Annotated in this window: 17 protein-coding genes; 10 read left to right on the top strand and 7 right to left on the bottom strand. The window is 45.5% G+C overall.

The window, feature by feature from the left end:
• Positions 1-46: 46 nt before the first annotated feature.
• Together B2739_RS02150 and B2739_RS02145 are read right to left on the bottom strand one after the other, a co-directional pair.
• On the bottom strand, positions 47-670 hold the full coding sequence (locus B2739_RS02150) for a hypothetical protein (protein WP_331344226.1): 624 nt from the start codon (positions 668-670) through the stop codon (positions 47-49).
• Entirely contained in the window at positions 667-2,700 is a 2,034-nt protein-coding gene (locus B2739_RS02145; protein WP_331344225.1) for a DEAD/DEAH box helicase, read from the bottom strand. The genes B2739_RS02150 and B2739_RS02145 overlap by 4 nt, the downstream gene beginning before the upstream one ends.
• A gap of 354 nt (positions 2,701-3,054) precedes the next feature.
• Here B2739_RS02145 and B2739_RS02140 point away from each other — a divergent pair, with 354 nt between their 5' ends.
• From B2739_RS02140 to B2739_RS02120, 5 genes are all read left to right on the top strand, one after another.
• The gene (locus B2739_RS02140) at positions 3,055-4,449 is read left to right on the top strand and encodes a nicotinate phosphoribosyltransferase (protein ID WP_331344224.1); all 1,395 of its coding nucleotides are present in this window, start codon (positions 3,055-3,057) and stop codon (positions 4,447-4,449) included.
• Between the two features lie 15 nt (positions 4,450-4,464).
• Entirely contained in the window at positions 4,465-5,478 is a 1,014-nt protein-coding gene (locus B2739_RS02135; RefSeq protein ID WP_331344223.1) for an SPFH domain-containing protein, read from the top strand.
• 2 nt (positions 5,479-5,480) lie between these two features.
• Positions 5,481-6,401: a sugar kinase gene (locus B2739_RS02130; RefSeq protein ID WP_331344222.1), complete on the top strand. Its 921-nt coding sequence runs from the start codon at positions 5,481-5,483 to the stop codon at positions 6,399-6,401.
• A 250-nt stretch (positions 6,402-6,651) separates the two neighbouring features.
• Positions 6,652-6,840, top strand: a complete 189-nt coding sequence (locus tag B2739_RS02125) for a hypothetical protein (protein ID WP_331344221.1) — start codon at positions 6,652-6,654, stop codon at positions 6,838-6,840.
• A 545-nt stretch (positions 6,841-7,385) separates the two neighbouring features.
• Positions 7,386-8,159 carry a sulfite exporter TauE/SafE family protein gene (locus tag B2739_RS02120; protein WP_331344220.1) on the top strand — a complete coding sequence of 258 codons (774 nt, stop codon included), beginning with the start codon at positions 7,386-7,388 and terminating at the stop codon, positions 8,157-8,159.
• Here B2739_RS02120 and B2739_RS02115 read toward each other — a convergent pair whose 3' ends face one another.
• The 3 genes from B2739_RS02115 to B2739_RS02105 form a co-directional block, all read right to left on the bottom strand.
• Positions 8,160-10,745: a bifunctional diguanylate cyclase/phosphodiesterase gene (locus B2739_RS02115; RefSeq protein WP_331344219.1), complete on the bottom strand. Its 2,586-nt coding sequence runs from the start codon at positions 10,743-10,745 to the stop codon at positions 8,160-8,162.
• A gap of 102 nt (positions 10,746-10,847) precedes the next feature.
• The gene (locus tag B2739_RS02110; RefSeq protein ID WP_331344218.1) at positions 10,848-11,534 is read right to left on the bottom strand and encodes a YkgJ family cysteine cluster protein; all 687 of its coding nucleotides are present in this window, start codon (positions 11,532-11,534) and stop codon (positions 10,848-10,850) included.
• A 25-nt stretch (positions 11,535-11,559) separates the two neighbouring features.
• Positions 11,560-12,177: a response regulator transcription factor gene (locus B2739_RS02105; RefSeq protein WP_331344217.1), complete on the bottom strand. Its 618-nt coding sequence runs from the start codon at positions 12,175-12,177 to the stop codon at positions 11,560-11,562.
• Positions 12,178-12,371: 194 nt separating this feature from the next.
• Here B2739_RS02105 and B2739_RS02100 point away from each other — a divergent pair, with 194 nt between their 5' ends.
• The 3 genes from B2739_RS02100 (at position 12,372) to B2739_RS02090 (ending at position 17,908) form a co-directional block, all read left to right on the top strand.
• Positions 12,372-14,462: a hypothetical protein gene (locus tag B2739_RS02100; protein ID WP_331344216.1), complete on the top strand. Its 2,091-nt coding sequence runs from the start codon at positions 12,372-12,374 to the stop codon at positions 14,460-14,462.
• 63 nt (positions 14,463-14,525) lie between these two features.
• A complete protein-coding gene (locus B2739_RS02095) occupies positions 14,526-16,046 on the top strand; it encodes a hypothetical protein (protein WP_331344215.1) in 1,521 nt (506 codons plus the stop codon).
• A 449-nt stretch (positions 16,047-16,495) separates the two neighbouring features.
• Positions 16,496-17,908 carry an alpha-amylase family protein gene (locus B2739_RS02090; protein ID WP_331344214.1) on the top strand — a complete coding sequence of 471 codons (1,413 nt, stop codon included), beginning with the start codon at positions 16,496-16,498 and terminating at the stop codon, positions 17,906-17,908.
• A 72-nt stretch (positions 17,909-17,980) separates the two neighbouring features.
• Here the strand turns inward: B2739_RS02090 and B2739_RS02085 are convergent, their stop codons facing one another.
• Positions 17,981-18,595: a cation transporter gene (locus B2739_RS02085; protein ID WP_331344213.1), complete on the bottom strand. Its 615-nt coding sequence runs from the start codon at positions 18,593-18,595 to the stop codon at positions 17,981-17,983.
• 151 nt (positions 18,596-18,746) lie between these two features.
• Here B2739_RS02085 and B2739_RS02080 point away from each other — a divergent pair, with 151 nt between their 5' ends.
• Both B2739_RS02080 and B2739_RS02075 read left to right on the top strand, forming a co-directional pair.
• On the top strand, positions 18,747-20,111 hold the full coding sequence (locus tag B2739_RS02080) for a diguanylate cyclase domain-containing protein (protein WP_331344212.1): 1,365 nt from the start codon (positions 18,747-18,749) through the stop codon (positions 20,109-20,111).
• 189 nt (positions 20,112-20,300) lie between these two features.
• Positions 20,301-21,425 (top strand): serine hydrolase domain-containing protein, encoded by a 1,125-nt coding sequence (locus B2739_RS02075; RefSeq protein ID WP_331344211.1) that lies wholly within the window; start codon positions 20,301-20,303, stop codon positions 21,423-21,425.
• A 75-nt stretch (positions 21,426-21,500) separates the two neighbouring features.
• Here the strand turns inward: B2739_RS02075 and B2739_RS02070 are convergent, their stop codons facing one another.
• On the bottom strand, positions 21,501-24,602 hold the full coding sequence (locus B2739_RS02070; protein ID WP_331344210.1) for a CusA/CzcA family heavy metal efflux RND transporter: 3,102 nt from the start codon (positions 24,600-24,602) through the stop codon (positions 21,501-21,503).
• Positions 24,603-24,620 lie beyond the last annotated feature (18 nt).

The raw sequence follows: 24,620 nt of genomic DNA, 5'->3' as shown, positions 1-24,620 counted from the left end.
TCTTTTTTCAAGTTGACACGATTAAATTTACATACTTAAAAATTACCTACACTCTTTCTAAAAATTTAGCTTCACATTTGTTATCCAAGAGTTGACCAAAGTAATTAGAGCAAGGTTTATGATATGTGCCAATTTTAAATGTTGAAGCAGTTGTATAGCAAAAATCGATGTGCGACAACGGATGAAATCTTCCCTTTTCGTTAATGGGGTCATGATCGTGGCGAAGATAGCCATCCTCAAATAGCATCAACTCATGAACAAATGCCCATATTCTGTCAGGGTCGTCAAACAGCTCTTCCAGAGGTTCAATAAATTCAATATAGTTTGGAGAGTTGAACCGCTCATCTTTTACGAATGCTAGTATTCGAGAGGAAATAACGCTATCTATGTCAGCAATGTGGTTAGTATAAAACAGAAGTTGGTCTTGCTCTTTTTTGACATGAAATGGAGAGCGAATGGAAAATATTTTATGCTCTGATTTGTAAATAAAGCGATTCATATCATCTATAATGATAGTTAAAGTGTTCTGTATAGGGCCAGTTATACTAATGCTGCTTTGCACGTATTTTATCGTATTCATTAATAAACAAATAACATCTTTTTTGCATCTGATCGGGGCAAAAAATACATCAGCAATAGCATCTGAAATGGGAATTTCGAACTTTTTCATATGGAACTTCCCTGTGAAAGAAGCCCTTTATTGAATTCAATGACTTTTATAACGGTGGTTCTATCAAATTCGTTCCCAACAGTCTGTTGTATGATCTTGTAAAATTGCTTTCTAAATTTAATTGGAACATCCAAGTCATCGAATAAATCGTAAACAGAGTCATAAAAAGATTTGGTAATATCTGTATATTTTATAGTTGTTTTAATTTGAGCTTTTTCTGCTTCCGTTGGCTCTTGTACTATTAGCATCTTTGTTTTGTTTATGCTTGTCAGTGCGTTTTCCATGATGGGTAATAAGTTAGCATTACTTTCTTCATTGATTAACAAATAACTTTTCAAGAAAGATCTGGTTAACATCATGTATAACGCATTTCTATAACTTTGATGATTGTTTATCTTTTTTGTTACGCAGATTACAAAAGGAAATTCAAGTCCCTTTACATTGTTTTTGTTGCTTAAAAATAGTGTCCCTTTAATTTTATTTTTTGTTTCATATGCCTTGTTTACATCCCATCCAAATTCCTGTTTCAAAGAAAAATATAGGTTGTCTGCAGTACTGTAAACATAATCATGATTATCAATAAAAATTATTCCTATGTCATCCATAGTAACTGATGGATTTTCTATCTGTATTTTTTTAATTACATCTATAATTTTTGTTTCTGATGTTTCATTCAGTTGTGCACTTGTGCGCACAATTTCTACGCTTGATGGGTACTCATCTTTTGAATCCTCAAATCTGCGAAGCGGCTCCCTAGACAACTCATAAATATTGCCATTCTTTTTTGGTTGATATCCACACGCAGCCCACTCGCTATCTTCAAGCCAGCGAAGCTTTGGTGTTTCAAATAAACCCATTCCAAGTGCATGAGCAAACATTAACGTTCTGGGGTCAGTGCGATAACATTTGCTTAACAAGTAGTCTGGTTCTATTTCACTTACAAGATTTTCATCGAAAATGCTTTGAAATATATCGCCAGCAACATAAAGGTGAGTGCTTGTTACCATTTGGCACAGTTCGATAAACGATGCGGGGAAGTCTTGGCTCTCATCCAGTAAAATATAATCGAATGCATATCCTTGCTTCTTTACCAAATCATTCTTTTTTATATAATCTACAGCCGTTTTACATACTTCATCAAAAGAAGTGTATCTACTATACTGAAAATATTGCGCGCCATAAAAATTGCAAATATAGGTGTATGCTCCTGAGTCTTTATCTGATCGGGATCCCCATGCGCTAACACACCATAAGCGCTCATTCCATAATATTTGCTGCTCTACTTTCATGAAATCAAAAAAGTCTGGAATCCGTTTTCTCAGGCTATCAGCTAGAATTTTATTATGGCAGGTAAACATTATTTTGCTTGCTGAGTCCTTTTCAGAAACATATATTTCTTTTAATTTGTGAAGAAGAAGCTCAGTTTTTCCGGTTCCAGATAGGCCTTGTATGCGAATTACAGGTTTAATTGGCTTTTGATAAATAAATCTTGTTTGGTCTCCGTCAAACAGTAATATTTTTTGCTTTACCCTATCAAGTACATTATCAGGAATATCATCTTTTACTTTATCGATGTCATTGATGCTCCCAGTCAATAATGATATCAGCAACTCTGATTTTTTCTTCTCTATTGGATCTTCCAAGTAAATACTTGTAAAAAACTCCTCCCAGTTTTCTATGTCTTTAGAGCACACTTCCTCAATTAAATCCTGCTTCCATTTACGCGGCCTTCCTATTTTTTCTTTATATCGATATTTGTCAGATATCGATCCAAGGTCCTCGATGAAATCATCTACATACTCATCAAATAAATCGTTATCGTCATCAAGATTTACAAATGTAATTTTGTGGTCGGGTGCTAGTAAAACCAATGCACGTTGATAGCGGTAGCTATATTTCGAATCGCCTAGAGGTCTGTCTACTACATAAACCTGTTTCAGTTTGTTAGTGGCGTATTGCTCTAAGCTGTTTAGTAAAACTTTATTTTCATCATTTTTTTCTACTTGAAGATAAAAGAAGCTACTGAGCATTTTTCGGATATCCTATTCTAAATTTAAAAAGGTAATTATTTGTCGCGCCGAACGAATTTAATCTGCTCTCGATTGTGATCTTATTTTTAATTTTCTGGATTTCTCATTCAGCCCTCATTATTGACTAGGGTCGCGCGGAAGACTAAATATTAGCTCAATTTTCAGGCGTGTTGCTACATTGTTAATGGCTTCCTTATTATAGTGTCAAATGGCCAATAAATATGTTGACATAATAGTGTCTATTCGCCACTATATGTCCATGGGCGCAGGAGCTGCTTCCAGATAATCCAAATGAATACCCTAACAGCGCTGGATAGACCGGTGCTTAACCACGATGACTGGAGGATTTCCATCATGCAAAATCTGATTCTGAATACCGACTCATACAAAACCTCTCACTTCGTTCAGTACCCACAAGGGGCTGAATTTGTCTCTAGCTATATCGAATCTCGCGGTGGTGTACACGCTTCTACTGTGTTTTTCGGTCTGCAGATGTTTATTAAGCAATACCTGACCAAGCCTATAACTCTGGCGGATATCGATGAAGCAGAAATGATTTGCGCTGCTCACGGTGTACCTTTTAACCGTGATGGCTGGATGCACATCCTGACCGCCCATAACGGCTACCTGCCGTTGGAAATCGAGGCGGTACCAGAAGGTACTGAGGTTCCAACGGGTAATGTCTTGGTACAAGTAATCAATACCGATCCAACGTGTGCCTGGTTGACCAGCTATATCGAAACCGCCTTGTTACGTGCGGTTTGGTATCCAACTACCGTTGCGACAGTATCTAAAGCCTGCCAAAACATCATTGCACGTTACCTGGATGAAACAGCCGAGAACCTCAACGGCTTGCCATTCAAGCTCCACGACTTTGGTGCACGTGGTGCCAGCTCAGAAGAAACCACGGCGATTGGCGGCTTGGCACACTTGGTGAGCTTCATGGGTACCGATAACTTTTCTGCCTTGGTGGCGGCACGCCGTTATTACGGTGCAGATATGGCTGGCTTCTCTATCCCGGCAGCCGAACATAGCACTATCACCAGTTGGGGCCGTGAAGGAGAAGCCGCTGCTTACGCCAATATGCTCAAGCAGTTTGGTGGCAAGAATAAATTGGTTGCTGTAGTCAGTGATTCTTACGATATCTGGAATGCGATTGATAACCTCTGGGGCGGTGAGTTGAAAGCTCAAGTGGAAGCCATGGGGGGCACCTTGGTGGTTCGTCCGGATTCTGGTGAACCCGTAGAAGTTGTACCCGAAGCGATTGAGCGTTTAATGGCAAAGTTCGGTTACACAATTAACGCTAAAGGCTACAAAGTGTTGCCCGCTTGTGTGCGTTTGATTCAAGGCGATGGTGTGTGTGCCGCCTCTATCGAAGCCATATTGGCAGAGATGAAAAAACGCGGCTTGAGCGCTGACAATGTTGCGTTCGGAATGGGCAGCGAGTTGTTGCAAAAGGTAAATCGCGATACGCAAAAATTTGCGATGAAAGCGTCTGCGATTTGCATCAATGGTGAATGGAGAGATGTGTACAAAGATCCAATCACCGATCAGGGCAAGCGTTCTAAAAAAGGCCGCTTGGCATTAACCAAAGTGAATGGTCAATTCCAAACCGTTGCGCGCAACGGCATTAACCCGGTCGCCAATGAGTTAGTGACTGTATTCAGAAATGGTAAATTGATTATTGAGTACACCCTCGACCAGGTGCGCAATCAGGCGCTCGGCCAAACCCAAAGCAATGCCGCTTAATTAAGGAGCTCTACCATGTTTAATATCGGATATTTCAAAGCCAACCCAACCACCTTTGTGGTTCAGTATCACAAAGGCAAGATCAAGCGTCAGGGTGTAGGGCTATCATTTTTTTACTTTGCACCGTCTACATCTTTGGTAGCCATTCCCATGGCTAGTCAGGATGTACCTTTTATGCTGAAGGAAACCACCGCTGATTTTCAGGAGGTGACTATCCAAGGGCAACTGGTTTTTCGTATTGCTGATGCCGCCAAGCTCGCAGGAATGATGAACTTTGCATTGGCCGATAACGCAAAAGATTACAGTGCTAAAGATCCGGAAAAACTACCCAATCGCATTTTGAATTTGGTGCAGGTGTTAATGCGTGCCGAGATACAACAACTGCCACTTCGTAATGCACTGACTGCATCACGCACACTGGTAACCAGTGTACGGGCACAACTTAAAACGTCTGATGTTCTAGAGAGCTTGGGTATTGAGGTAGTGGATCTAGCCATTCAAGCATTACGTCCTGCACCGGAAACTTCACGTGCATTGGAAGCCTCTGTACGTGAGGCGCTTCTGAAAGAAGCCGACGAAGCAACTTATGCCCGTCGTAATGCGGCGATTGAGCAGGAGCGAGCCATTAAAGAGAATGAATTGCGCACCGAGCTAGCCATAGAAACCAAAAAACGTGAACTGCGTGAAAATCAGGTAGAAGCAGATCGTGCAGTAAAAGAAAAAGAGCGGTTGATTCACAAAGAGGATATGGAAGCGCAGGTAGCTCTGGAAGCAAAGCGCCAGGAGCTTGTTGATCTGGCAACGGCCAATGAACGCAAACAAGGTGAAGCCAAAGCCTACGGCATCGAAAAAATGATGGAAGCGCTCAACAAAATCGATCCGAAATTGTTTGAGGCAATTGCAGCTAGTGGTACTGATCCGGAATTGGTCATTGCTCAAGCATTCAAAAGTCTCGCCACCAACTCTGGCAAAATTGGACAACTTAATATCACCCCGGATTTGCTCGGCAGCTTATTGCAAAGGAACTGATCATGGAGCGTTTAAGTGATCGCAATATCATTCTCGTCCACCGCGAAACGCGGTTGGACGGTTTGATTCGCCGCCACAATACCCGTGAGCAAGCGGCGTTCTATTTGCAAAGCCGTGGTGATCATGTTGCTGATTATCAGGACGAAGATCGGGAACTCAAACAGGCATTGGATGAAGCTGAAAAAACATTGCGACAATACGGTCGTGTGCAGCGATTGGAGCGGAGCTTCTTACCCAATTTTCTATTCGGCCCTGATGATATCGTCGTTGTGGCTGGGCAAGATGGCCTAGTCGCAAACACACTCAAATACTTGAAGGGCCAACCGTTAATTGCCATCAATCCAGCACCGCAACGATTCGACGGAAAACTTTTGCCGTTCCAACTGCATGACCTCACCGACATCACCACCGCAGTTCTGAATAAACGCTTTACTGCAAAAGCAGTGACTATGGCAGAAGCCAACTTGAATGATGGGCAAACCTTACTTGCCGTAAATGATTTATATATCGGCCCCAAATTGCCGGTGTCTGCACGATATGAGTTGTCCTATCGCGATCAAACCGAAGTGCAATCTTCATCAGGAATTATTATCTCTACCGGATTGGGTTCAACCGGGTGGTTAAGCAGTTTGCTTACTGGTGCCAGTGCTATTACCGGCACTGAACCAAGCACGCTTAATATGCCGTGGGATGCTCGCTGTTTATGCTTTTGCGTGCGAGAACCATTTCCGTCTCACACTACAGGAACCTCTCTGGTTTATGGAAAAATTGAAGAGCGCGATACCTTCAGGCTCGCTTCGCAAATGGCCGAGGGCGGAATTATTTTTTCAGACGGTATAGTCGATGATGCAATCGAATTTAACTCAGGCGTAATTGCCTCGATTGGAATAGCGGCTGTACAAGGTCAATTGGTTGCCAATTAATAAGAATAAAATTACGTAGCTTCAGCAGCTTGCCGAGGGAATTTTTACTATCGATAAATTTCTTGACGAAGGTGGATACAAGCGTTTGATTGGGTTAAGCGAATCCTTGGGATGCAAGTAAGTCGCTTTTGAGAATTAATTGATCTTTGTCGCCAATCGGTGGCTAAGCTAGCATAGTGTTGCAGCTTGTGAGTTGTCCTTATTTGCTGTGATTATTGAATCATTTCCCTACCTTGAAAAGGTGGTAATTGTGTCTGATTTAAAAGACGAACTTGACGCTCTATTAGTACGTATTTCTTCTCCAAAGACCCGCAAAGCAGGTGACGCTTTTTTCTCAGCCGAGCCTCTGGACTTGGCACTTACGTATTCACCAGACAATTTCGGTAGCTATGATGCTCAGCCGGATTCCAAATCGAGCGACACCATCTGTAAGAAATGACAGTGCTTTGTTTTTCATGTCGCAGAAATGAAAAAACCACCCGTAGGTGGTTTTTTCGTCCCAGACAGAAATCAGTCAAGTGATTCCTGCTAGGGAGGAGTTGTGTTTATAGCATACACTCCTGCATTTTTATGAGATGAAGAGTTTACATATCTTAACACTGGCGACAACGGTTACTCGTGCAACCGCTATGCGGACGTTGATCATAAGATAACCATGCATCTTTTCACCTACGGCTTACTCTTCGTTTACCTGAAAGATTTGAGCCTATAAATTTAGCGGAAACTACTGTTAATTGGATTTTGGCTATTATTTAAATATAAAAATAAGCCCACGCGATATTTACATTTCACTTTTATCCACGATTAAAAATCCTTATATTTCAATATGATATAGTTATTATCATTATTTTTTACCTAACTTGCATAATTAATATCAATAAATTTTACCCAAAGACACCTGCGTATGTATAAATAAGGCACCTTTTGGGTGCCTTATTTATTTGTGGTTGCTTTGTACCCGCTGTTAGCGATTGGATTTCTCCCATGAATGACCTCTCTCTCATCCAACTTGTTCTTGTCTTGCTGATCTTCATCTGGAGCGGTTTTGTGCGCACCGGTTTGGGCTTTGGTGGGGCGATGATGTCGCTGCCGCTGTTGTTGTTGGTAGATAATCGCCCGTTGGTGTATTTGCCGATTATTGCGGTGCACTTACTCATTTTTTCCACACTTACCGTGTGGCAAAACAATCGCAAAAAAATGGCGACGGAAGAAAAAAAGCCATCCACGGTGGATTGGGTTTATCTGAAAAAATCGCTCAAGATTATGATCATTCCCAAACTCATTGGTGTAGCCGGGTTACTGACCATTCCGGCGGGCATTATGAGTGCGATTATATTTTGCATTATTTCTGTGTACGCCATCACTTATATTTTGAATAAACCGTTCAAGAGTTCGCACCCGGTAAGCGATGGCATTTTTCTGTCGCTCGGTGCTTATATCAGCGGCACCTCATTGATTGGTGCACCGCTGATTATGACGGTGTATATGGTGCATGTCGCGCGCGAAAAACTGCGTGATACTTTATTTGTGCTCTGGTTTATTTTGGTGAGCATTAAAATGGTGGCGTTTTTGATTGCTGGTGTAGATCTGCAATTGCAGGCGCATTTGTGGTTGTTACCGGCGACGGCGGTTGGTCATTATTTTGGTCTGAAATTTCACGCGCGCTTGGTTGCGGCTGACCCGGTGGTGTTTTACCGCGTGATTGGTTGCGCACTCTTGTTGATTAGCGGATTTGGATTGGTGTCGGTGTATTGGTAATTAATCTCTGCGCTCAATGCAAAAATTATCTATCGCCACCGGTTTACCAAAAAAATAGCCCTGATATTTAAAGCAGCCTTCGTGCTCCAGCCAATCGCGTTGTGCCTGGGTTTCTACACCCTCGGCGATTACGGTTAATTCCATACTCTGCGCGAGGCGGATAATCATGCGCGCGATGGCGGCGTCATTCGCATCGGCGAGAATGTCGTTGACGAACGATTTATCAATTTTCAGCTCACTGATCGGCAGACGTTTCAAATAGGACAATGATGAATAGCCAGTGCCAAAATCGTCGAGTGAAAATTTAATACCGGCGGCTTTTAGTGCATCCATTTTGGTGATGATGTCTTGCTCATTGGAAACCAGCATACTCTCGGTGAGTTCCAGTTTGAGTTTGGTTGGATTTGCGCCCGTGCGCGCAATGATTGCCAATATCTGTTCGACAAACTGGGGATGCTGGAACTGGCGCGCGCTGACATTGATGGATAACAGCAAGTGAGCGGTGAGCGGCGATTGACTCCAGCGGATTAATTGTTCGCACGCGGTTTTTACAATCCAGTTGCCGAGCGGCAAAATCAAACCGGATTCTTCGGCGATGGGAATAAATTCCATGGGCGATACCATACCGCGCTGCGGATGCAACCAGCGGATCAATGCTTCGGCTCCAACAACAGCGCCCTGGTTATCCACTTGCGGTTGGTAATAGAGTTGGAATTGTTGCTGTTGCAATGCCTCGCGGATTTCATTTTGCAATGCAAAACGTTGCGCGGTCATGGCTTGCATTTCCGGATCAAAAAACCGCAGGGTATTTCTGCCCGCGGCTTTGGCGTGGTACATGGCTTGATCGGCTTGTTTCAGTAATTCATCGATGGCAACAGTCTGGTCGCCAAACAAACACAGACCTATGCTGGGGGAATTAAAATATTCCTGATTTTCCAGTTGATAAACTTCATTAAGGCTGGCGAGAATTTTTTCAGCGATCTGCTGCGCTTGTCTTGCTGCTGCATCGCGCGTCTGATCCAGCCCTTCCAACACCACCAGAAATTCATCGCCACCCAAACGCGCCACTGTATCCTGGCTGCGCACTGCTTGTTTCAAACGCTCTGCAACTGCGATCAACAATAAATCGCCGACGTGATGGCCGCGGTTATCGTTCAAGGTTTTGAAATCATCGAGGTCGATAAATAGCAGCGCGCCCAGACTTTTTTGACGTTGGCTGGTGGCGATGGCGTGTTCCAGCCGATCTTGCAACAAACGGCGGTTGGGCAATTGCGTCAGTGGATCAAAAAAGGCGAGCGTGTTGATTCGCTCTTCGTTTTGTTTGCGCTCGCTGATGTCGCGGCTGAGCACTAAAAAACGCGGCACACCGCTTTCGTCGTTTGCCTTGCGCGATACAGATAATTCAAACGTTGCAAGGCCGCGTTGTGGCAGCATGACGGAATAACATTTGCCTGAAGACACGCCTTTTTCGATCGCTTCATCAAAAGCCTGGTGGATAACCACGCAGGCGTCTTCAGGCAGATAATGATTAAAATTGGTGCCCAGAAATTGCTCTGGCGAAACAGTTAGCAACTCCGGTTGGTTGGTGTGATAGCTGTGAATAATGCCTTGGTAGTCGATATCAAACAGCAAATCGGGAATAGCATCGAGCGTCGCTTGCAAGTGCGCACGGGCGTTGAGTAATTCACGTGTCTGTTCAGCCACGGCATCCTGCAAATGCAAACGCTGCCGCTGCAATACCGCCATCAAAAATGTCTGGTAAGACAGCAGTAAGCTGATCATCAATGCCGCCAGACTGGCTCCCGTCAGCTGCCAGAATTGAATCCAACCCGTTACCGGGGAAACGCTGAGAGTCCAACGGCCATTGGGTACATCAAAAGATTTTTGCACCGGTTCGTAGAGTGCATCTGGTCGATATTCGGCAATTGTCTCTGGTAAGCCTGTATCCGGGTTGGTACGCCAGAGCCGGTAGGCTATACCTTGGCCTTCCAGTTGGTTGAGATTAGCGGCCTCCAACAATCGGTTGATACGGATCACCACCACCGAAAACCCCCAAAACTGGCGGTCTCCCCGGTCTTCCAAAAACACCGGCAGGCGCGCAATCGCACCCAGTCCGCCCTGTACCATATTCACCGGACCTGCCAGCGTCAGCTTCCCGCTGTCGCGCGCGCGAATGGCTTCCCGGCTTTGGAGTTTATCTTCCAGCAGGTTGAGGCCGAGGGATTTCTCATTGCCTTCCAGCGGATACACCTGGGTAATAATGCCGTTGGGCGCAAGGCTGATATGGGAAACACTATCGAAATAAGGCAGCAGCTCGCGCGCAGCATCGTCAAACCGTGGGGTGTGACCTTGGCCGAGGCGCACCATAGTCGCTATTGAGTAGTTGAGTGTGAGCGCCTGATTGAGACTGTCGCGCACCAGGAAAGCATGGTTTTGCGCCAGATTTTCGACATCTGCACGGGTGCCGTGGCGCAGGTTTTGTTCCATCTGCCAGACAATCAATGCCGATAAGCAAAGGCATATTGCCAATACCACAAACGCCAGCGCGCGCGGACGGCGAAACAGTAAAGGCACAACCTCGGGCATAAAGGGTCCAGTGAGCAGTCAGCAGTCAGAAATAAGTAAGGTTTACTATAGCACCTGATTTCTGGCTGGTTTGTGGCGGTTTTCCCCGTGCGCTCGGTGGCGTTAGTCCGCGATCACTTCAATTGCTGACGGGAAGGCTTTTTTACCGCGCTGGTATCGTTTGAGAGGTTGTTCATCGGTGAGCGCTTCCAGCAGTGCGGTAGTGAAATCGTAGATGCGATTATCGCGCCCGGTCTGTTCCGCGGCCGCTTCAAAGCCCTGCGTATGGGCATCGGCAAGAATCGCGGCCTCTTCGATCATACCCGTCACAATATTCATATCCTCGGGGTGATTAAAAGAATCCTTGCAGGCTTGCGCATCGGTTGAATGGAAGTTGCGACAGCGGAATGGGCGCGCGGGGTAAATGCTGCATTGGTTATTGTCCAGCAGCGCGCAGGGGATATTGGTCAGCAGATGTTGTTCGGGCGTAAGTGCGCGAATGATGGCTGCATTTTCTGTCAATCGCTCCAGAAGCAGCGCCTTTTTCTCTGCACTGAATTGGTTGTGGATATAGTCCTTCGCCAACAGCACCTCATGGGCACGCGCTTCCACTTTGTAATGGCAACAAAACGCACAACCGGCTTTGCATTCTGGCTTGGCCGATGCTTCATTAAATGCAACAGCGATAAGATTATCGTAGCGCTCATAGGATTTTTTCAGCGCCGCATTGGCATCTTTGCTGTTTTTTAATTGCGTCGCCGCGCGTTGGTATTCTTGCTGGGCGGTGTGTTGGAAGGTAGATGAATGCATAGAGAATATTTTATCAGCGGTGTTGTTAAACCAATCCTAAATCGATGGCTTTGCGGGTGGCTTCTGCCCGTGAACCCACTTCCAATTTTTGATACACATTTTTTAAATAACTGGCAGCGGTATTGTATGTAATACCTAATTCATTGGCCGCACGTTGGACGCTGTAACCCCTCGCGACCAAACCCAGTAATTTGTGCTCCCGATCCGAGAGATTATGTTCTTTGCTGGTCGGTCTGAATGTCTGCAATATACGTCTTGCGATACCGGCAGACAGTGGCGGCTTTCCTTCCAATATGCCTGCCAGTGCTTGTTCAAATGACTCACCCAGATCGTCCTTTAATAAATAGCCGCGCGCACCAAGCCGCAATGCTTCAAATAAACATTCATCGTCATCAAAAATAGTGGTGATAACGACCCAAGTGTGGTCACTCAATGCACGATGCAACAGTAAATTGCTGCCACGGCCATCAGGTAGACCAAGATCCAACAGGATAATGTCAGGTGTAGCCAGATTCAGATGTTGTATTGCATCAGCCAAGGCTGGCGCGAAACATACTTCAATGCCAGGAAATACTTTGGTGAGTGACCCGGCGAGTGATTGAGCCACACTATCGATGTCTTCCACAAGCAACGCTGATTTCACGCCAACCCCTTTTATTGCTATTAAATAACGTATGTTTATGTTTACCATCATCAGATAGTGATGATTATAGTTTATGCAAATTATGATCGTTCTGGATTTTCCTCGTGCAAGGGCGCAACTAGCGTATGTTAAAACCTCAATCACCGTATATTTTGATTTCCGCATCAGCGTTGGTGTGCTCTGCGGTTGTGCTTATGTGTGTCTATCTCGCATTGCAATTGCCCTGGTTGGGGTTAAGCATGGATTATCACAGCGATGGTGATCGCTGGGAACTAACCGCCGTAAATGAGCAAAGTGCTAATCGACAAGTAATTGATAAGTACTTACAGCAGCATGCGGTAGCTCTTCCATTAGATGTTATCGGGCTTCAATCAGGACAAGAGCAGTATCACTTTGCCCCGACGTTATTTATGGAAGAGCCGGATACACTGCCCAGCTATGAAGAGTTCAATCAATTGATGCGCGATCAGCAGGCCTTGTTCCAAGGTAGCTCAAATGGCGAGTTGTCATTGATCACTGCAGATGGTCAGATAATTCCCCTCTACACAAGTAGCCGTCCACTCACGTCGCTGCCAGTCTTGTTTTGGTTTCAATTATTTGTCGGTGTCGGCGGGGCGTTAACGGGGGCGTTGGTGTGGGCATCTCGCCGACGGGATTCTGCAGCGATTTTATATGCACTTACCGGAGTGGGTTATTTAATCTTTGCTCCTGCTGCTGCCATCTACAGCACGCGAGAATTGATCATCAGTGGAGAAGTATTCCGTGTATTGTCGGCAATCAATCATTTTGGTGCACTGTTTTTTACTGCATCACTAACGTCGTTGCTCTGGACTTATCCTATACGGCTCGGCAATCTAAAAGTCCCGCTGGTTATATATAACATCGCATTAGTCGCTTGGGTGTTAAATCTTCTGCAATGGTTAGCGCCTGCATTTATGCATCTTGCGGTGTTATTTATTTTTTCTATCAGTTTTATATTTTCTGTTATCCAATGGAAAAAAACGCGAAATAACCCTAGCGCGCGCGCAGCACTACGCTGGTTTTTGTTATCTATTTATACCGCAACGGGTTTATTTGCAGGTCTTATTATTATTCCTGCCGCTTTGCACATTGCACCACCCGCGCCACAAGGGATTATGTTCGGTGCCTTTTTAGTCATGTACTGGGGGCTGGCATTGGGAATAGTGAAGTATCGGCTATTTCAATTGGAACAATGGTGGCATTCCATTACGGGCTGGTTTGTCAGTGGTTTATTTATCGTATTGTTTGATATTGCGCTGGTCGGTGGATTAGCGCTGCCGCAGGAGTTGGCATTACCTATTGCGCTAGCAATTGCTGGCTGGCTTTATTTTCCGCTGCGACAATTTTTATGGAACCGAATTGGCAAACATAATAATGCGGGTATGAATGTCTGGATTGGCAATGTCATCCACCTGTTAATTGACCGGGAAGCCAACCAATCTTTTAAAACCAGTAATGAGCGGTGGCTGGAAATTTTTCGTGAGGTGTGGCGCACGCCTCACGTTAAACAATGCGATGGAAAACAGGAGTATCCAGCAATCACCAACGACGGATTAAGGCTATTAGTGCCTGCCTACCCTAATCACTTGCAATATCATTTTCAGATTGATTTACCCGATTCCGGAGCAAGGTTATTTACGTTTGCAGATATCAAAACGGTAAAACATTTACAGCAAATCGTAGGATTGGCGTTAGAGCGAATAGAAGCTCGCAACCAGGGTGTTCAACTGGAGCGCGATCGAATTCGCAGGGATATGCATGACGATTTAGGTGCGACCTTGCTTAAATTGTTGCATGCCAGTACTGATGAAACCAAACCATTGGTGCGTAGTGCGATAGCAGATATGCGCCAGTTGGTTTCAGCCTTGGAGCAGGCGCCAGTTGAAAAAGAACAGGCGCTTGCCCAATGGCGTAAAGAAGCAGAAGAGCGGTGTAGGCTTGCCGGTGCACATCTTGATTGGCTCGACCAATCTGAAAATTTACCGATACTTTTATCGCCGCGTATGTACACCAATTTGTCTCGCATCCTGCGCGAAGCGATTAGTAATGCGCTTAAGTATGCGTCCCATCCATCCATTCAGATTCACTTTCACGAGCAACACATTTGTATCAAAAATCCGATGGTTACAAATGAAATAGCGGGAAATGGTAGTGGCCAGCGAATAATTTATGAACGTGCACGTGAAATAAATGCGCAGCTTGAGTGTGTGAATGATGGTACTCATTATGTCGTCAATTTAATCATCCCCCCTGAACAGGGGTAGTAAAAAATCAAACGCTGCATGATGCTGACCTACTCACTCAATCGCTGAATAGGAAAATGCATCATGAGAGTTAATATAAGTTCGTTAGTTGGTGTTCTTGTCGGTTTGCTACTGGTTGGATGTGGCGGTGACGATAACAAGAAAAAACCGATGACTTCTTCCAGTAGTTCCCTATCGTCTGCTGCTGTGAGCAGTGCAGCAGAATCCAGTGTTGCGCCATCAAGCGAAGCAACAAGCTCAGCACCAGCATCCAGTGTTGCACCATCAAGTGAAGCAGCAAGTTCAATGCAGGCATCAAGTACACCGGCTTCTAGTGCACCTGCCAATTCATCAGCAGCAAGCAGTCAGGCAAATGCCGTTGTCAGTGGAACCGCTGCGGTGGGTGCGGCAATTGTAAATGGTACGGTCACTGCTAAATGTGCAGACGGCAGCGGCTTTATCCAAACTGTAACGACTAATGCACAAGGTGTTTTTTCTGGCAGCTTGCCACTTGCATCATTTCCCTGTGCTTTACAAATTACTGATGGCACCCCGGCAGTGACCTTGCATAGTTATGCATTAACATCCGGCACGGTAAACATTACGCCCTTAACAGATTTGTTGGTTGCTAATGCTTCTACACAACTTCCATCAACCTGGTTCCAAGGTACTAGTTGGCAAATTGACAGCGCCCAATTGCAAACAGCACAAAATAATCTGAAAACCATTTTGACCAACGCAAATTACAGTTTGCCCTCAGGTAATTTTGATCCGCTCACCATCAGTTTCCAAATTGGCGATGTATGGGATCAATTGTTAGACCAGTTGCAAGCGGCCATAGATGCATCCAGCACATTATCCAGTTATGCGGATTTGTTGAATCTGGTGAAAGACGGGAATTTTAATTCGATTCCACCAAAAACCAGTGGCGGTGGCAGCGGCACAGGTAATGCTGCCTCCTGTTTCAACCCGGATTTGATAACATCGGGATATCGCAATGTGTTGAGCTATAAAACTACCGATGGCGAAACCGGAGCAGTCGTTAATTTTACATCGAATACTGAAGTTAAAGGCAGCGCGACATTTAATGGCAAGTCTGCAATTGAATCGGTTAGTCAAACCCATGCAACAGGCGATGCTCCTTCTATATCAACCACAAAAAATTATTTTAAAGTGGATAACAGTGCAAAACGCTTTAGCTATTATGGTAGCCAGGTGGATACCACAGCACCTGTTGCTTCCAGTTCAACACTGACGATTGCGCCTGAACGTATTGAGCGTTTTGATTTGAATGCAGGTGAAAGCTACACCCAGAAATATTCTATTACATCAACTGTGCAAGTATTGGGGTTCCCTGCTACTGTCACCAGTGATTACGACAGTACAGTCACCTTTAAAGGCACAGAATCCGTCACTGTTCCAGCAGGTACATTTGATGCCTGTCGTTTTGAAACCAACACTAAATCAACAACATCGAACATTACCACTACAAGTGTGTACATTAACTGGGTGACAGTAAATTCAGGTGTATCTATAAAAACAGAATCTGAAGGTGATGTCACTGAATTGGTATCTGGCTCGATAAACGGTAGTGCAATCAAATAACACACATTTTTGGATAATAAAAAAATCCGGGAAAGAGCACTCTTTCCCGGATTTTTATTTTGTATTCACACAATTCAATAAAACTGATAACAAGCGTATGAATACGTATGCAGCAGACTTTTCAAATTCCTCTAAATGGATTTAACTATTTTGGCTGCAAATTAACCGCAAAGAGTTGGCAGCTTATGCGTGTACAACCCCTGTTAGCGCGCGTGCTCTGTTAGTGAAATAACAATAACTCTGGATTGAGAATTCAGGATAGAGCCAAGGTTACAACCCATTTCTGTCTTGTTGCCAAGTGTGTGATCCACGCTGCGTAGCATTGCATTTTGGATACATTTATCCAGCCGGTGAATCGATTTTTTCATGCGCATTTGCGTGAGGGAATTGCTTTACCCAAAAAAACACAATAACCATAATCAACCCCGAATCTCCGCGAGGGAATCCACATGAAAACTACGGTTCTAAAACGTTTTTTATCGGCTGCGATGATCAGCCTGTCGTTAACCGGCATTGGTATTGTGCAACAGGCCAGTGCCGATGCGATTTTGCATGCGTTCGATTGGAATTACAGCGATGTATCGGCCAAGGCCACCGAAATCAAAAATTTGGGCTACAAAGCCGTATTGGTTGCGCCGCCATTAAAATCTAATGCAGCCAATTCGGCATGGTGGCAACGCTATCAGCCGCAAGATATCCGCGTTATTGATCACGCGCGCGGTAACAAACAAAGTTTCCAAACCATGGTTAATGCATTAAATGCACAAGGCGTGGCTGTGTATGCAGACATTGTGCTGAACCACATGGCGAATGAGCGCAATGCCGCAACAGATTTCCCCGGCACTGCAGCGGTTAGCGCGTACAATTCCAATGCGACTTATTGGAACAACCAAAAATTATTTGGTGATTTAACCCAGGGAATATTTGGCAGTGGAGATTTTAACCCTGCCAATTGCATCAGCGATTATAACGATGTGTGGCAAGTGCAAAACTGGCGCATGTGCGGCGGTGGTGGCGATACCGGTTTACCGGATTTGAACCCTAACAATTGGGTTGTGACGCAACAGCGCAATTATTTAACTGCACTGAAAAATATGGGCGTAAAAGGTTTCCGTATTGATGCAGCCAAACACATGACGGCGTATCACCTTAACCAAATTTTTACCTCCACCATCAAAACCAATATGTATTTGTTTGGCGAGATCATTACCAGCGGCGGTGCAGGCAATGTGGAATTTGACCGCTTTCTCAGCCCTTACTTGCGCGATACCAATCACAACGCCTATGACTTCCCGTTGTTCCAACACATCCGCAATGCGTTTGGATTTAACGGCAGCATGAGTTCGCTGGTAGATCCACAAGCGGTAGGTCAAGCGATTGACCGTTTCCGTGCGGTCACCTTCACTATCAATCACGACATTCCACTCAACAGTGGTTTCCGTGCCTGGATAATGGATGCAACCGATGAAAAATTGGCGTACGCCTACATCATGGGGCGCGATGGTGGAAAGCCATTAATTTTTAGCGATAGCACCGGCACAGATAGCAACCGTTGGGTAAATGCGTATAAAGCGGCACACATTGCCGCGATGTTGAAATTCCACAACACAGTACAAGGGCAAGGTATGGAAGTGTTGGCGCACAACAGCTGCGCGATTTTATTTCGCCGTGGTGAAGAAGGTGTGGTGGGTATTAACAAATGCGGCAGCCAACAAAATTTCAGTGTGAACACTAACAGCCGCTTTAAGTGGTACCGTAATTACCGCGATGTGTTGACCAACGGCAATTTGGTTTACATCAATAGCAGCAGCTATACCTTCGCGTTGCCAGCACGCACCGCGCGCATGTGGTTGCCGGAATAATCCAGATACTTTTGCAATCAGTTAGCAATAAAAAAACCCGGACATCTCCGGGTTTTTTATGTCATGCAATTGTTAATGTTTTAATTCAATTTGCGCGTGTTTGATTACCTGAACCGATGCGGTTAACGCAAGGCTTGCCATAATGGTGGCGACAATTAAATCCGGCCAATTGGTGCCTGTACCAAATACTCCAATTGCAGCGAGTATAACGGCGATATTGCCCAACGCATCGTTGCGTGTACACAACCACACGCTACGCATGTTGCTGTCGCCATTGCGATACGCATAAAGCAAAATCGCCACAGTCACATTCGCTACCAGTGCAAGAAAACCAACCAGCGTCATGGTCTGTGCATCGGGTACCACGCCGGTAATCGCATTCCAAATAGCATGACTTAATACCGCAATACCAAAAAATCCCATGGATGCAGCCTTAACCAGCGATGCTTTTGCGCGCGTTTGCACACTCATCGCCAACACCCAAATACTAATACCGTAGTTAGCGGAATCACCCAAAAAATCGATCGCATCCGCCATTAACGAAACCGAATTGGCGCGCTGGCTAAAAATAATTTCAATTACAAACATCAGCGCATTCACAATCAGCGCAATCCATAAAATCCGGCGATATTTCGGATCGGGAGCGTGTGGAGGTTCATGATCATCATGGCAACAAGTAGCGCCCATGATTGACTCCTGTAGTTTGAGGACAAGGGAAGGTGTGCACCCAACAAGGCCAGTCATAATGTCTGGTTTTATTTATGTGCACGGCTAATAGCGACCTATACTATAAGCCTAGTCACTAAATTGACGCACTTCTAGCGATAAAAATTTTTCTATGGAACGTCATTTACTCCGCACTCTGGGCGATAACGTGTTCGATCTCATCTATGCCAAGGATGAGCAGGGTCGTTTCATCTATGCCAATGCGGCGCTAGTCGCTATTGTCGGTGCTAAATCGCCCGATGAAATATTGGGTAAAACGGATTTTGACCTGAATCCGCCCGATGTAGCACAAGCCTACCGCAGCGATGATCAACAGGTGATGCGCAGCGGGCAACCGCTCATGGGGCGCGAAGAAGAGCTGCGCGATTATAAAACTGGAGAATTGCGCTGGCACTCTACTACCAAGGTGCCATTGTTGGATGATCAGGGCAAGGTCATCGGTATTGTTGGTATCACGCGCGATATCACGCAATTTAAACGTGCTGAATTTCAAGCACGCGATCTGAATGCGGCATTGGAACAACGAGTGGCAGAACGCACCGCGGAGTTAAGCCAGATTAGTGCGGCCCTTGAGCAGGAGCGCAACCTGATGCGCACACTGGTAGATGCTTTGCCCGATGCCATCTTTGTGAAAGATATTCACAGCAAATTCTTATTGGCCAATGAAGCGGTCGCACGGGGTATGGGCACCACGCCGGAGCAATTACTCGGCAAAGATGATTTTGATTTTTTTCCCGAAGCCATGGCGCAGCAGTTTTTTAATGACGAGCAACGCATATTGCAAACTGGCGAAGGCTTAATTAACCGCGAAGAATTAGCCGTTAATAAAGAAACCGGGCAGATGCGCTGGTTATTAACCACAAAATTACCCGTTAAAGATGCGCAGGGAAACATCGTTGGCTTGGTAGGTTTGGGGCGCGACATCAGTGAGCGCAAACGCGCCGAAGAGCGCATTCATTTTTTAGCAACCCACGACAGCCTGACCCAACTTCCCAACCGTTATATGTTTTCACAATTGGTGGATTTAGCGATTCAGTCGGCGCAACGCTATCAGCGTGGATTGGCCATTTTGTTTATTGATCTGGATGGTTTTAAGCGCATCAATGACACTTGGGGGCACGATGCGGGCGATCTTCTATTAAGCGAAATGGCGCGACGTTTTAAACAGAGTTTGCGCGTAAACGATATTGTCGGGCGACTCGGCGGCGATGAATTTGTGATACTGCTGCCCGAAACCAATAATCGTGATGCCGTTGCCAAAATTGCCGAGAAAATATTACAAGCCGCACGCGAAGAAGTTTATATCGAAGAGCAGGCCTGTCATATTTCAGCAAGCATTGGCATTAGCCTTTACCCAAATGACGCGAGCGATGAAAAAAGCCTGATGAAACAGGCCGACAGCGCCATGTACCGCGCGAAGCAACAGGGTAAAAATAATTACCAGTTCTATTCAACGCAACCGGAATCTACCGTATAAAGCTTAGCAAGAAACAGCATTTCTTTCCGGGTCTTCATCATGCAACTACTTCCAGATTAAAGACCATAAGACAAAACAGAAACCCGAAATAGTGTTTCTAAAGGTTAATCGTTTTTCACCGGCCATTCCTACTCGTGATGATTAGCAGCAGGAATTTTTAACGCATCAGTACTATAAGGATTAAATTATATGAAGGCATTACAGGGTATAGGTTATTTTCTTGCGTTGCTACTTTCGATATCAATTTTAGCGGGGTGCTCAAGCCAACAAGTTACTCCTATGGTTGATGCAAAAACGAAAGATAATTATAACGCTGAACAAATATCGGCATATTTTCAATCATTATCCGATCCAAATTTGCCGGGCTTTTCTTATTTAATCGCTAAGGGTGGAAAAATTATTGCGCAAGGCAGTGTAGGTTTGGCGGATGCAGAAAATAAAGTGCCGAATGATAGCAACACAAAATTTAGAGCCGCTTCCATTACCAAGCAATTTACGGCAGTTTCTATTTTGCAATTAGCCGAGCAAGAAAAGTTGTCGTTGGATGATCGCTTGATCCAGTATTTTCCTGATTTTTCGCAGGGCGAAAAAATTACGATAAGAAATTTGCTTAATCATACGTCTGGTATTTGGGATCATCAAAAAGATGAAGAATTTCCTTTTCCGTTAGATCAAGCGGTTGACCCTGATGTGCATATGGAGTACATCAAAAAACATGATCTCTTTTTTGAGCCGGGAGAAAAATGGGCTTATTCGGGTAACGGGTATTTTATGTTAGGGTTGATAGTTGAAAAAGTAGCAAACATGCCGCTTGCAACCTATATGCAGAAAAATCTGTTTGATCCGTTAGGCATGAAAAATTCCGGGCTTTACGATAATCACATCAACTATCCCCACAGTGCGATTGGCTACATTATGAAAGAGGGAAAGCCGGTTCGCGCAATCAATGTCAATATGACGACATGGAATGGCGCAGCAGCTTTATACACGACGGTAAATGATTTATTTATTTGGAATGAAGCGCTCCATAACGGAAAGCTGTTAAATAAAGCCAATTACACAGAAGCGACTACACCGTATAAATTTACCAATGGCTTTGTGCCGTTTGTGGGCTATGGCTATGGTTTGGGAATTGAAGATATTTCAGGTAAACCAACCATAGGTCATCCAGGTCAAATATATGGTTTTCACTCAGATATTTTACGTTTACCGGAAGACCAGATTAGCTATATTTTTCTTTCCAATGTCGCTAATGGGCAATTGAAAAAAGAAGGCAGAGTTGCAGGGAAAGTGATTGAAATTCTGTATCAGTAGGCAGGTTTAAGTATGTCGGTTGGGGGTTACCAATGCGGTTTATATTCGGTTCGCCCCAACCTACATAGAATTAAATTATGTTTTTTTTCTGTGTACTAACGCATATAAAATCGGTAACACCACCAGCGTTAATAATGTCGATGAAATAATCCCACCAATCACTACTGTCGCCAGTGGCCGCTGTACTTCTGCACCAATGCCCACGTTAAATGCCATGGGCACAAAACCTAAGCTTGCGACGAGTGCGGTCATTAACACCGGACGTAAGCGCGTTAAAGCACCTTCGATAATCGCGTGAATTAAATCGCCAGACTCGTGGTAGAGCTGGCGGATAAACGCGAGCATGACCAAACCATTCAAGACGGCAATACCGGAGAGTGCAATAAAACCCACGCCTGCACTCATCGATAACGGCATATCGCGCAGCCAGAGTGCGAGTACGCCGCCGGTGAGTGCGAGAGGTACGCCGGTGAAAATAATCAGCGCATCTTTTAGTGAACCGAAAGCCATTACCAATAGTGTGATGACCATTAACAGTGTTAATGGAACAACAATTGCCAAACGTTTGCTCGCGGATTCGAGCTGCTCAAAGGTGCCGCCATAATCCAGCCAATAACCGCTCGGCAATTTCACTTGCGCGTTAATTTGCGTTTGCACCTCGCGCACAAATGATCCCAAATCGCGGCCGCGCACATTGGCAGTGACGATGATCTGGCGTTTGCCATTTTCGCGACTGATTTGGTTGGGTGCGGGTGTGAGTTCAATGCGCGCAATTTCATTGAGCGGAACAAAATACGGTTCACCACTAATGGGAACCGGCAAGCGTTCCAATGCGAGCACATCAGTGCGCAAATGTTCGGGCAGGCGCAGAATAATTTCAAAACGACGGTCGCCTTCATACATTAATCCTGCGCTTGTACCGGCAACTGCGGTGGCGACAAAATCCTGCACTTCATTCACCGTCAAACCATAAGCTGCCAATTGTTGGCGTTTGGGTGTGATGGTGAGCACCGGCAAACCTGTGACTTGTTCCATGCGCGCATCGGCAGCGCCGGGAATTTTTTCTACAACTTCCAAAATTTCAGCGGCCGATATTTGCAATTGATTGAGGTCATCGCCGATCACTTTAATCCCTAAATCTGAACGCACACCGGAAATCAATTCGTTAAAACGCATTTGAATCGGCTGAGTGAATTCGTAATTGTTGCCGGGCAACTCGCGCACTGATTTCTCAATTGCATCGACCAAATCCTGTTTACTGCGTTTGGGATTTGGCCATTGGTCGCGCGGTTTGAGGATCACATAATTATCGGCAACTGATGGCGGCATAGGGTCGGTTGCGACATCGGCAGTGCCGATTTTGGCAAACACATTATCCACTTCCGGAAATTGTTTGATGCGCGCTTCAAGCACACTTTGCATCGCCACCGCTTGCTCCAAACCGGTACCGGGAATACGCAGCGCGTGCAGCGCAATATCGCCTTCGTCCAATTGCGGGATAAATTCCGAACCCAAACGTGTGGCGAGCCACACACAACCGATCACCAATACCATCGCACTGCCAAGAATAATCGCTTTAAAATCCAATGCTGCGACCAACAGTGGTTGATAGCGACGTTTTAACCAATGCATTGCACGGCTTTCATGGTCGGCAATTTTTCCGTTCATCAACAGTGCGATAGCGGCAGGTACAAAGGTGATCGACAAGATCAATGCTGCTGTTAATGCGATGACAACAGTGATTGCCATGGGGTGAAACATTTTTCCTTCCACACCGGTGAGCGTAAAAATCGGCAAGTACACCAGCGTAATAATGCCTACACCGAATAAACTCGGGCGGATGACTTCATTGGTGGCTTCATAGGCGAGTTGTAATCGCTCTTTAAGCGAGAGTGAACTGCTGCGCTGTGCTTCGCCTAAGCGGCGGATGCAGTTCTCTACAATAATGACTGCACCATCCACAATCAGACCAAAATCCAGCGCCCCCAAACTCATCAGGTTGGCCGACACACCCGCTTCCACCATGCCGGTAATGGTCATCAACATGGTGATGGGAATCACGGCGGCAGTGATCAGCGCCGCGCGTAAATTACCGAGCAATAAAAATAAAACCGCAATCACCAGCAGCGCGCCTTCGAGCAAATTTTTTTGCACGGTAGCGATGGTTTTATCGACCAGTGTGGTGCGGTCGTAAACCGCCGTTGCGGTAACGCCTTCGGGCAGTGAGCGATTAATGTCTTCCAGTTTGGCCGCGAGTGCGCGCGCAACGGTGCGCGAGTTTTCGCCCATCAACATCATCGCGGTGCCCAGCACAATTTCACGCCCGTTTTGCGTGGCCGCGCCGGTGCGCAATTCTTTGCCAATTGCAACCTGCGCCAGATCGCGGATGCGCACTTTTACGCCGGTGCGGTTGCTGACAATGACGTTTTCAATATCCGCAATGCTTTCAAGTTGGCCTTGGGTGCGCACCAATAATTGTTCGCCATTGCGTTCGATATAACCGGCACCGCGATTATTGTTGTTGGCATTGAGTGCATTAATCAGATCATCAAAACCCAATTGCCATTGCAATAATTTCACCGGATCGGGCGCAATGTGATACTGCCGCGTGTAACCGCCAATCGCGTTAATTTCCACCACACCTTTGACTTGCATTAATTGCGGGCGGATTACCCAATCCTGCAATTCGCGCAATTGCATTGCGTTGAAGGTTTCAGGACCTTCTTTTGATGAAGAGGTTGCTTTGAGCGTGTACATAAAAATTTCACCGAGGCCGGTGGCGATGGGCCCCATGACCGGCGAAATATTTTCCGGCAGTGCGGATTTGATTTGCGCGATGCGCTCGCTAATTAAATTGCGCGCAAAATAAATATCCGTTCCCTCTTCAAATACCACCGTAACTTGCGATAAACCGTAACGCGAAATCGAACGGGTGTAGGCGAGTTTGGGCAAACCGGCAAGCGCCGTTTCTACTGGATAAGTGATGCGCTGTTCAGTTTCCAGTGGCGAATAACCGGGTGCTTCGGTATTGATTTGCACTTGCACGTTGGTGATGTCGGGCACTGCATCAATTGGCAGGCGCTGGTAATTCCACATGCCCAAGCCGATGAGAAAACCCACAGCGGCCAGCACTAACCAGCGCCGCGCGATGGCGGTGCGCAGGATTGCATCAATCATGGTGACAATTCTCCTGAA

It is taken from the genome of Cellvibrio sp. UBA7661 (assembly GCA_002483365.1).
Taxonomy (GTDB): Bacteria; Pseudomonadota; Gammaproteobacteria; order Pseudomonadales; family Cellvibrionaceae; genus Cellvibrio.
Note: the sequence above shows the minus strand (reverse complement) of the source record. Positions and strands in the feature narration are given on the sequence as shown.

Bases quoted from the DNA above. Each gene is read 5' to 3' on its own strand.
- B2739_RS02150 (WP_331344226.1), bottom strand. From the start codon at position 670: ATGAAAAAGTTCGAAATTCCCATTTCAGATGCTATTGCTGATGTATTT.
- B2739_RS02145 (WP_331344225.1), bottom strand. From the start codon at position 2,700: ATGCTCAGTAGCTTCTTTTATCTTCAAGTAGAAAAAAATGATGAAAAT.
- B2739_RS02140 (WP_331344224.1), top strand. From the start codon at position 3,055: ATGCAAAATCTGATTCTGAATACCGACTCATACAAAACCTCTCACTTC.
- B2739_RS02135 (WP_331344223.1), top strand. From the start codon at position 4,465: ATGTTTAATATCGGATATTTCAAAGCCAACCCAACCACCTTTGTGGTT.
- B2739_RS02130 (WP_331344222.1), top strand. From the start codon at position 5,481: ATGGAGCGTTTAAGTGATCGCAATATCATTCTCGTCCACCGCGAAACG.
- B2739_RS02120 (WP_331344220.1), top strand. From the start codon at position 7,386: ATGAATGACCTCTCTCTCATCCAACTTGTTCTTGTCTTGCTGATCTTC.
- B2739_RS02115 (WP_331344219.1), bottom strand. From the start codon at position 10,745: ATGCCCGAGGTTGTGCCTTTACTGTTTCGCCGTCCGCGCGCGCTGGCG.
- B2739_RS02110 (WP_331344218.1), bottom strand. From the start codon at position 11,534: ATGCATTCATCTACCTTCCAACACACCGCCCAGCAAGAATACCAACGC.
- B2739_RS02100 (WP_331344216.1), top strand. From the start codon at position 12,372: ATGTGTGTCTATCTCGCATTGCAATTGCCCTGGTTGGGGTTAAGCATG.
- B2739_RS02095 (WP_331344215.1), top strand. From the start codon at position 14,526: ATGAGAGTTAATATAAGTTCGTTAGTTGGTGTTCTTGTCGGTTTGCTA.
- B2739_RS02090 (WP_331344214.1), top strand. From the start codon at position 16,496: ATGAAAACTACGGTTCTAAAACGTTTTTTATCGGCTGCGATGATCAGC.
- B2739_RS02085 (WP_331344213.1), bottom strand. From the start codon at position 18,595: ATGGGCGCTACTTGTTGCCATGATGATCATGAACCTCCACACGCTCCC.
- B2739_RS02080 (WP_331344212.1), top strand. From the start codon at position 18,747: ATGGAACGTCATTTACTCCGCACTCTGGGCGATAACGTGTTCGATCTC.
- B2739_RS02075 (WP_331344211.1), top strand. From the start codon at position 20,301: ATGAAGGCATTACAGGGTATAGGTTATTTTCTTGCGTTGCTACTTTCG.
- B2739_RS02070 (WP_331344210.1), bottom strand. From the start codon at position 24,602: ATGATTGATGCAATCCTGCGCACCGCCATCGCGCGGCGCTGGTTAGTG.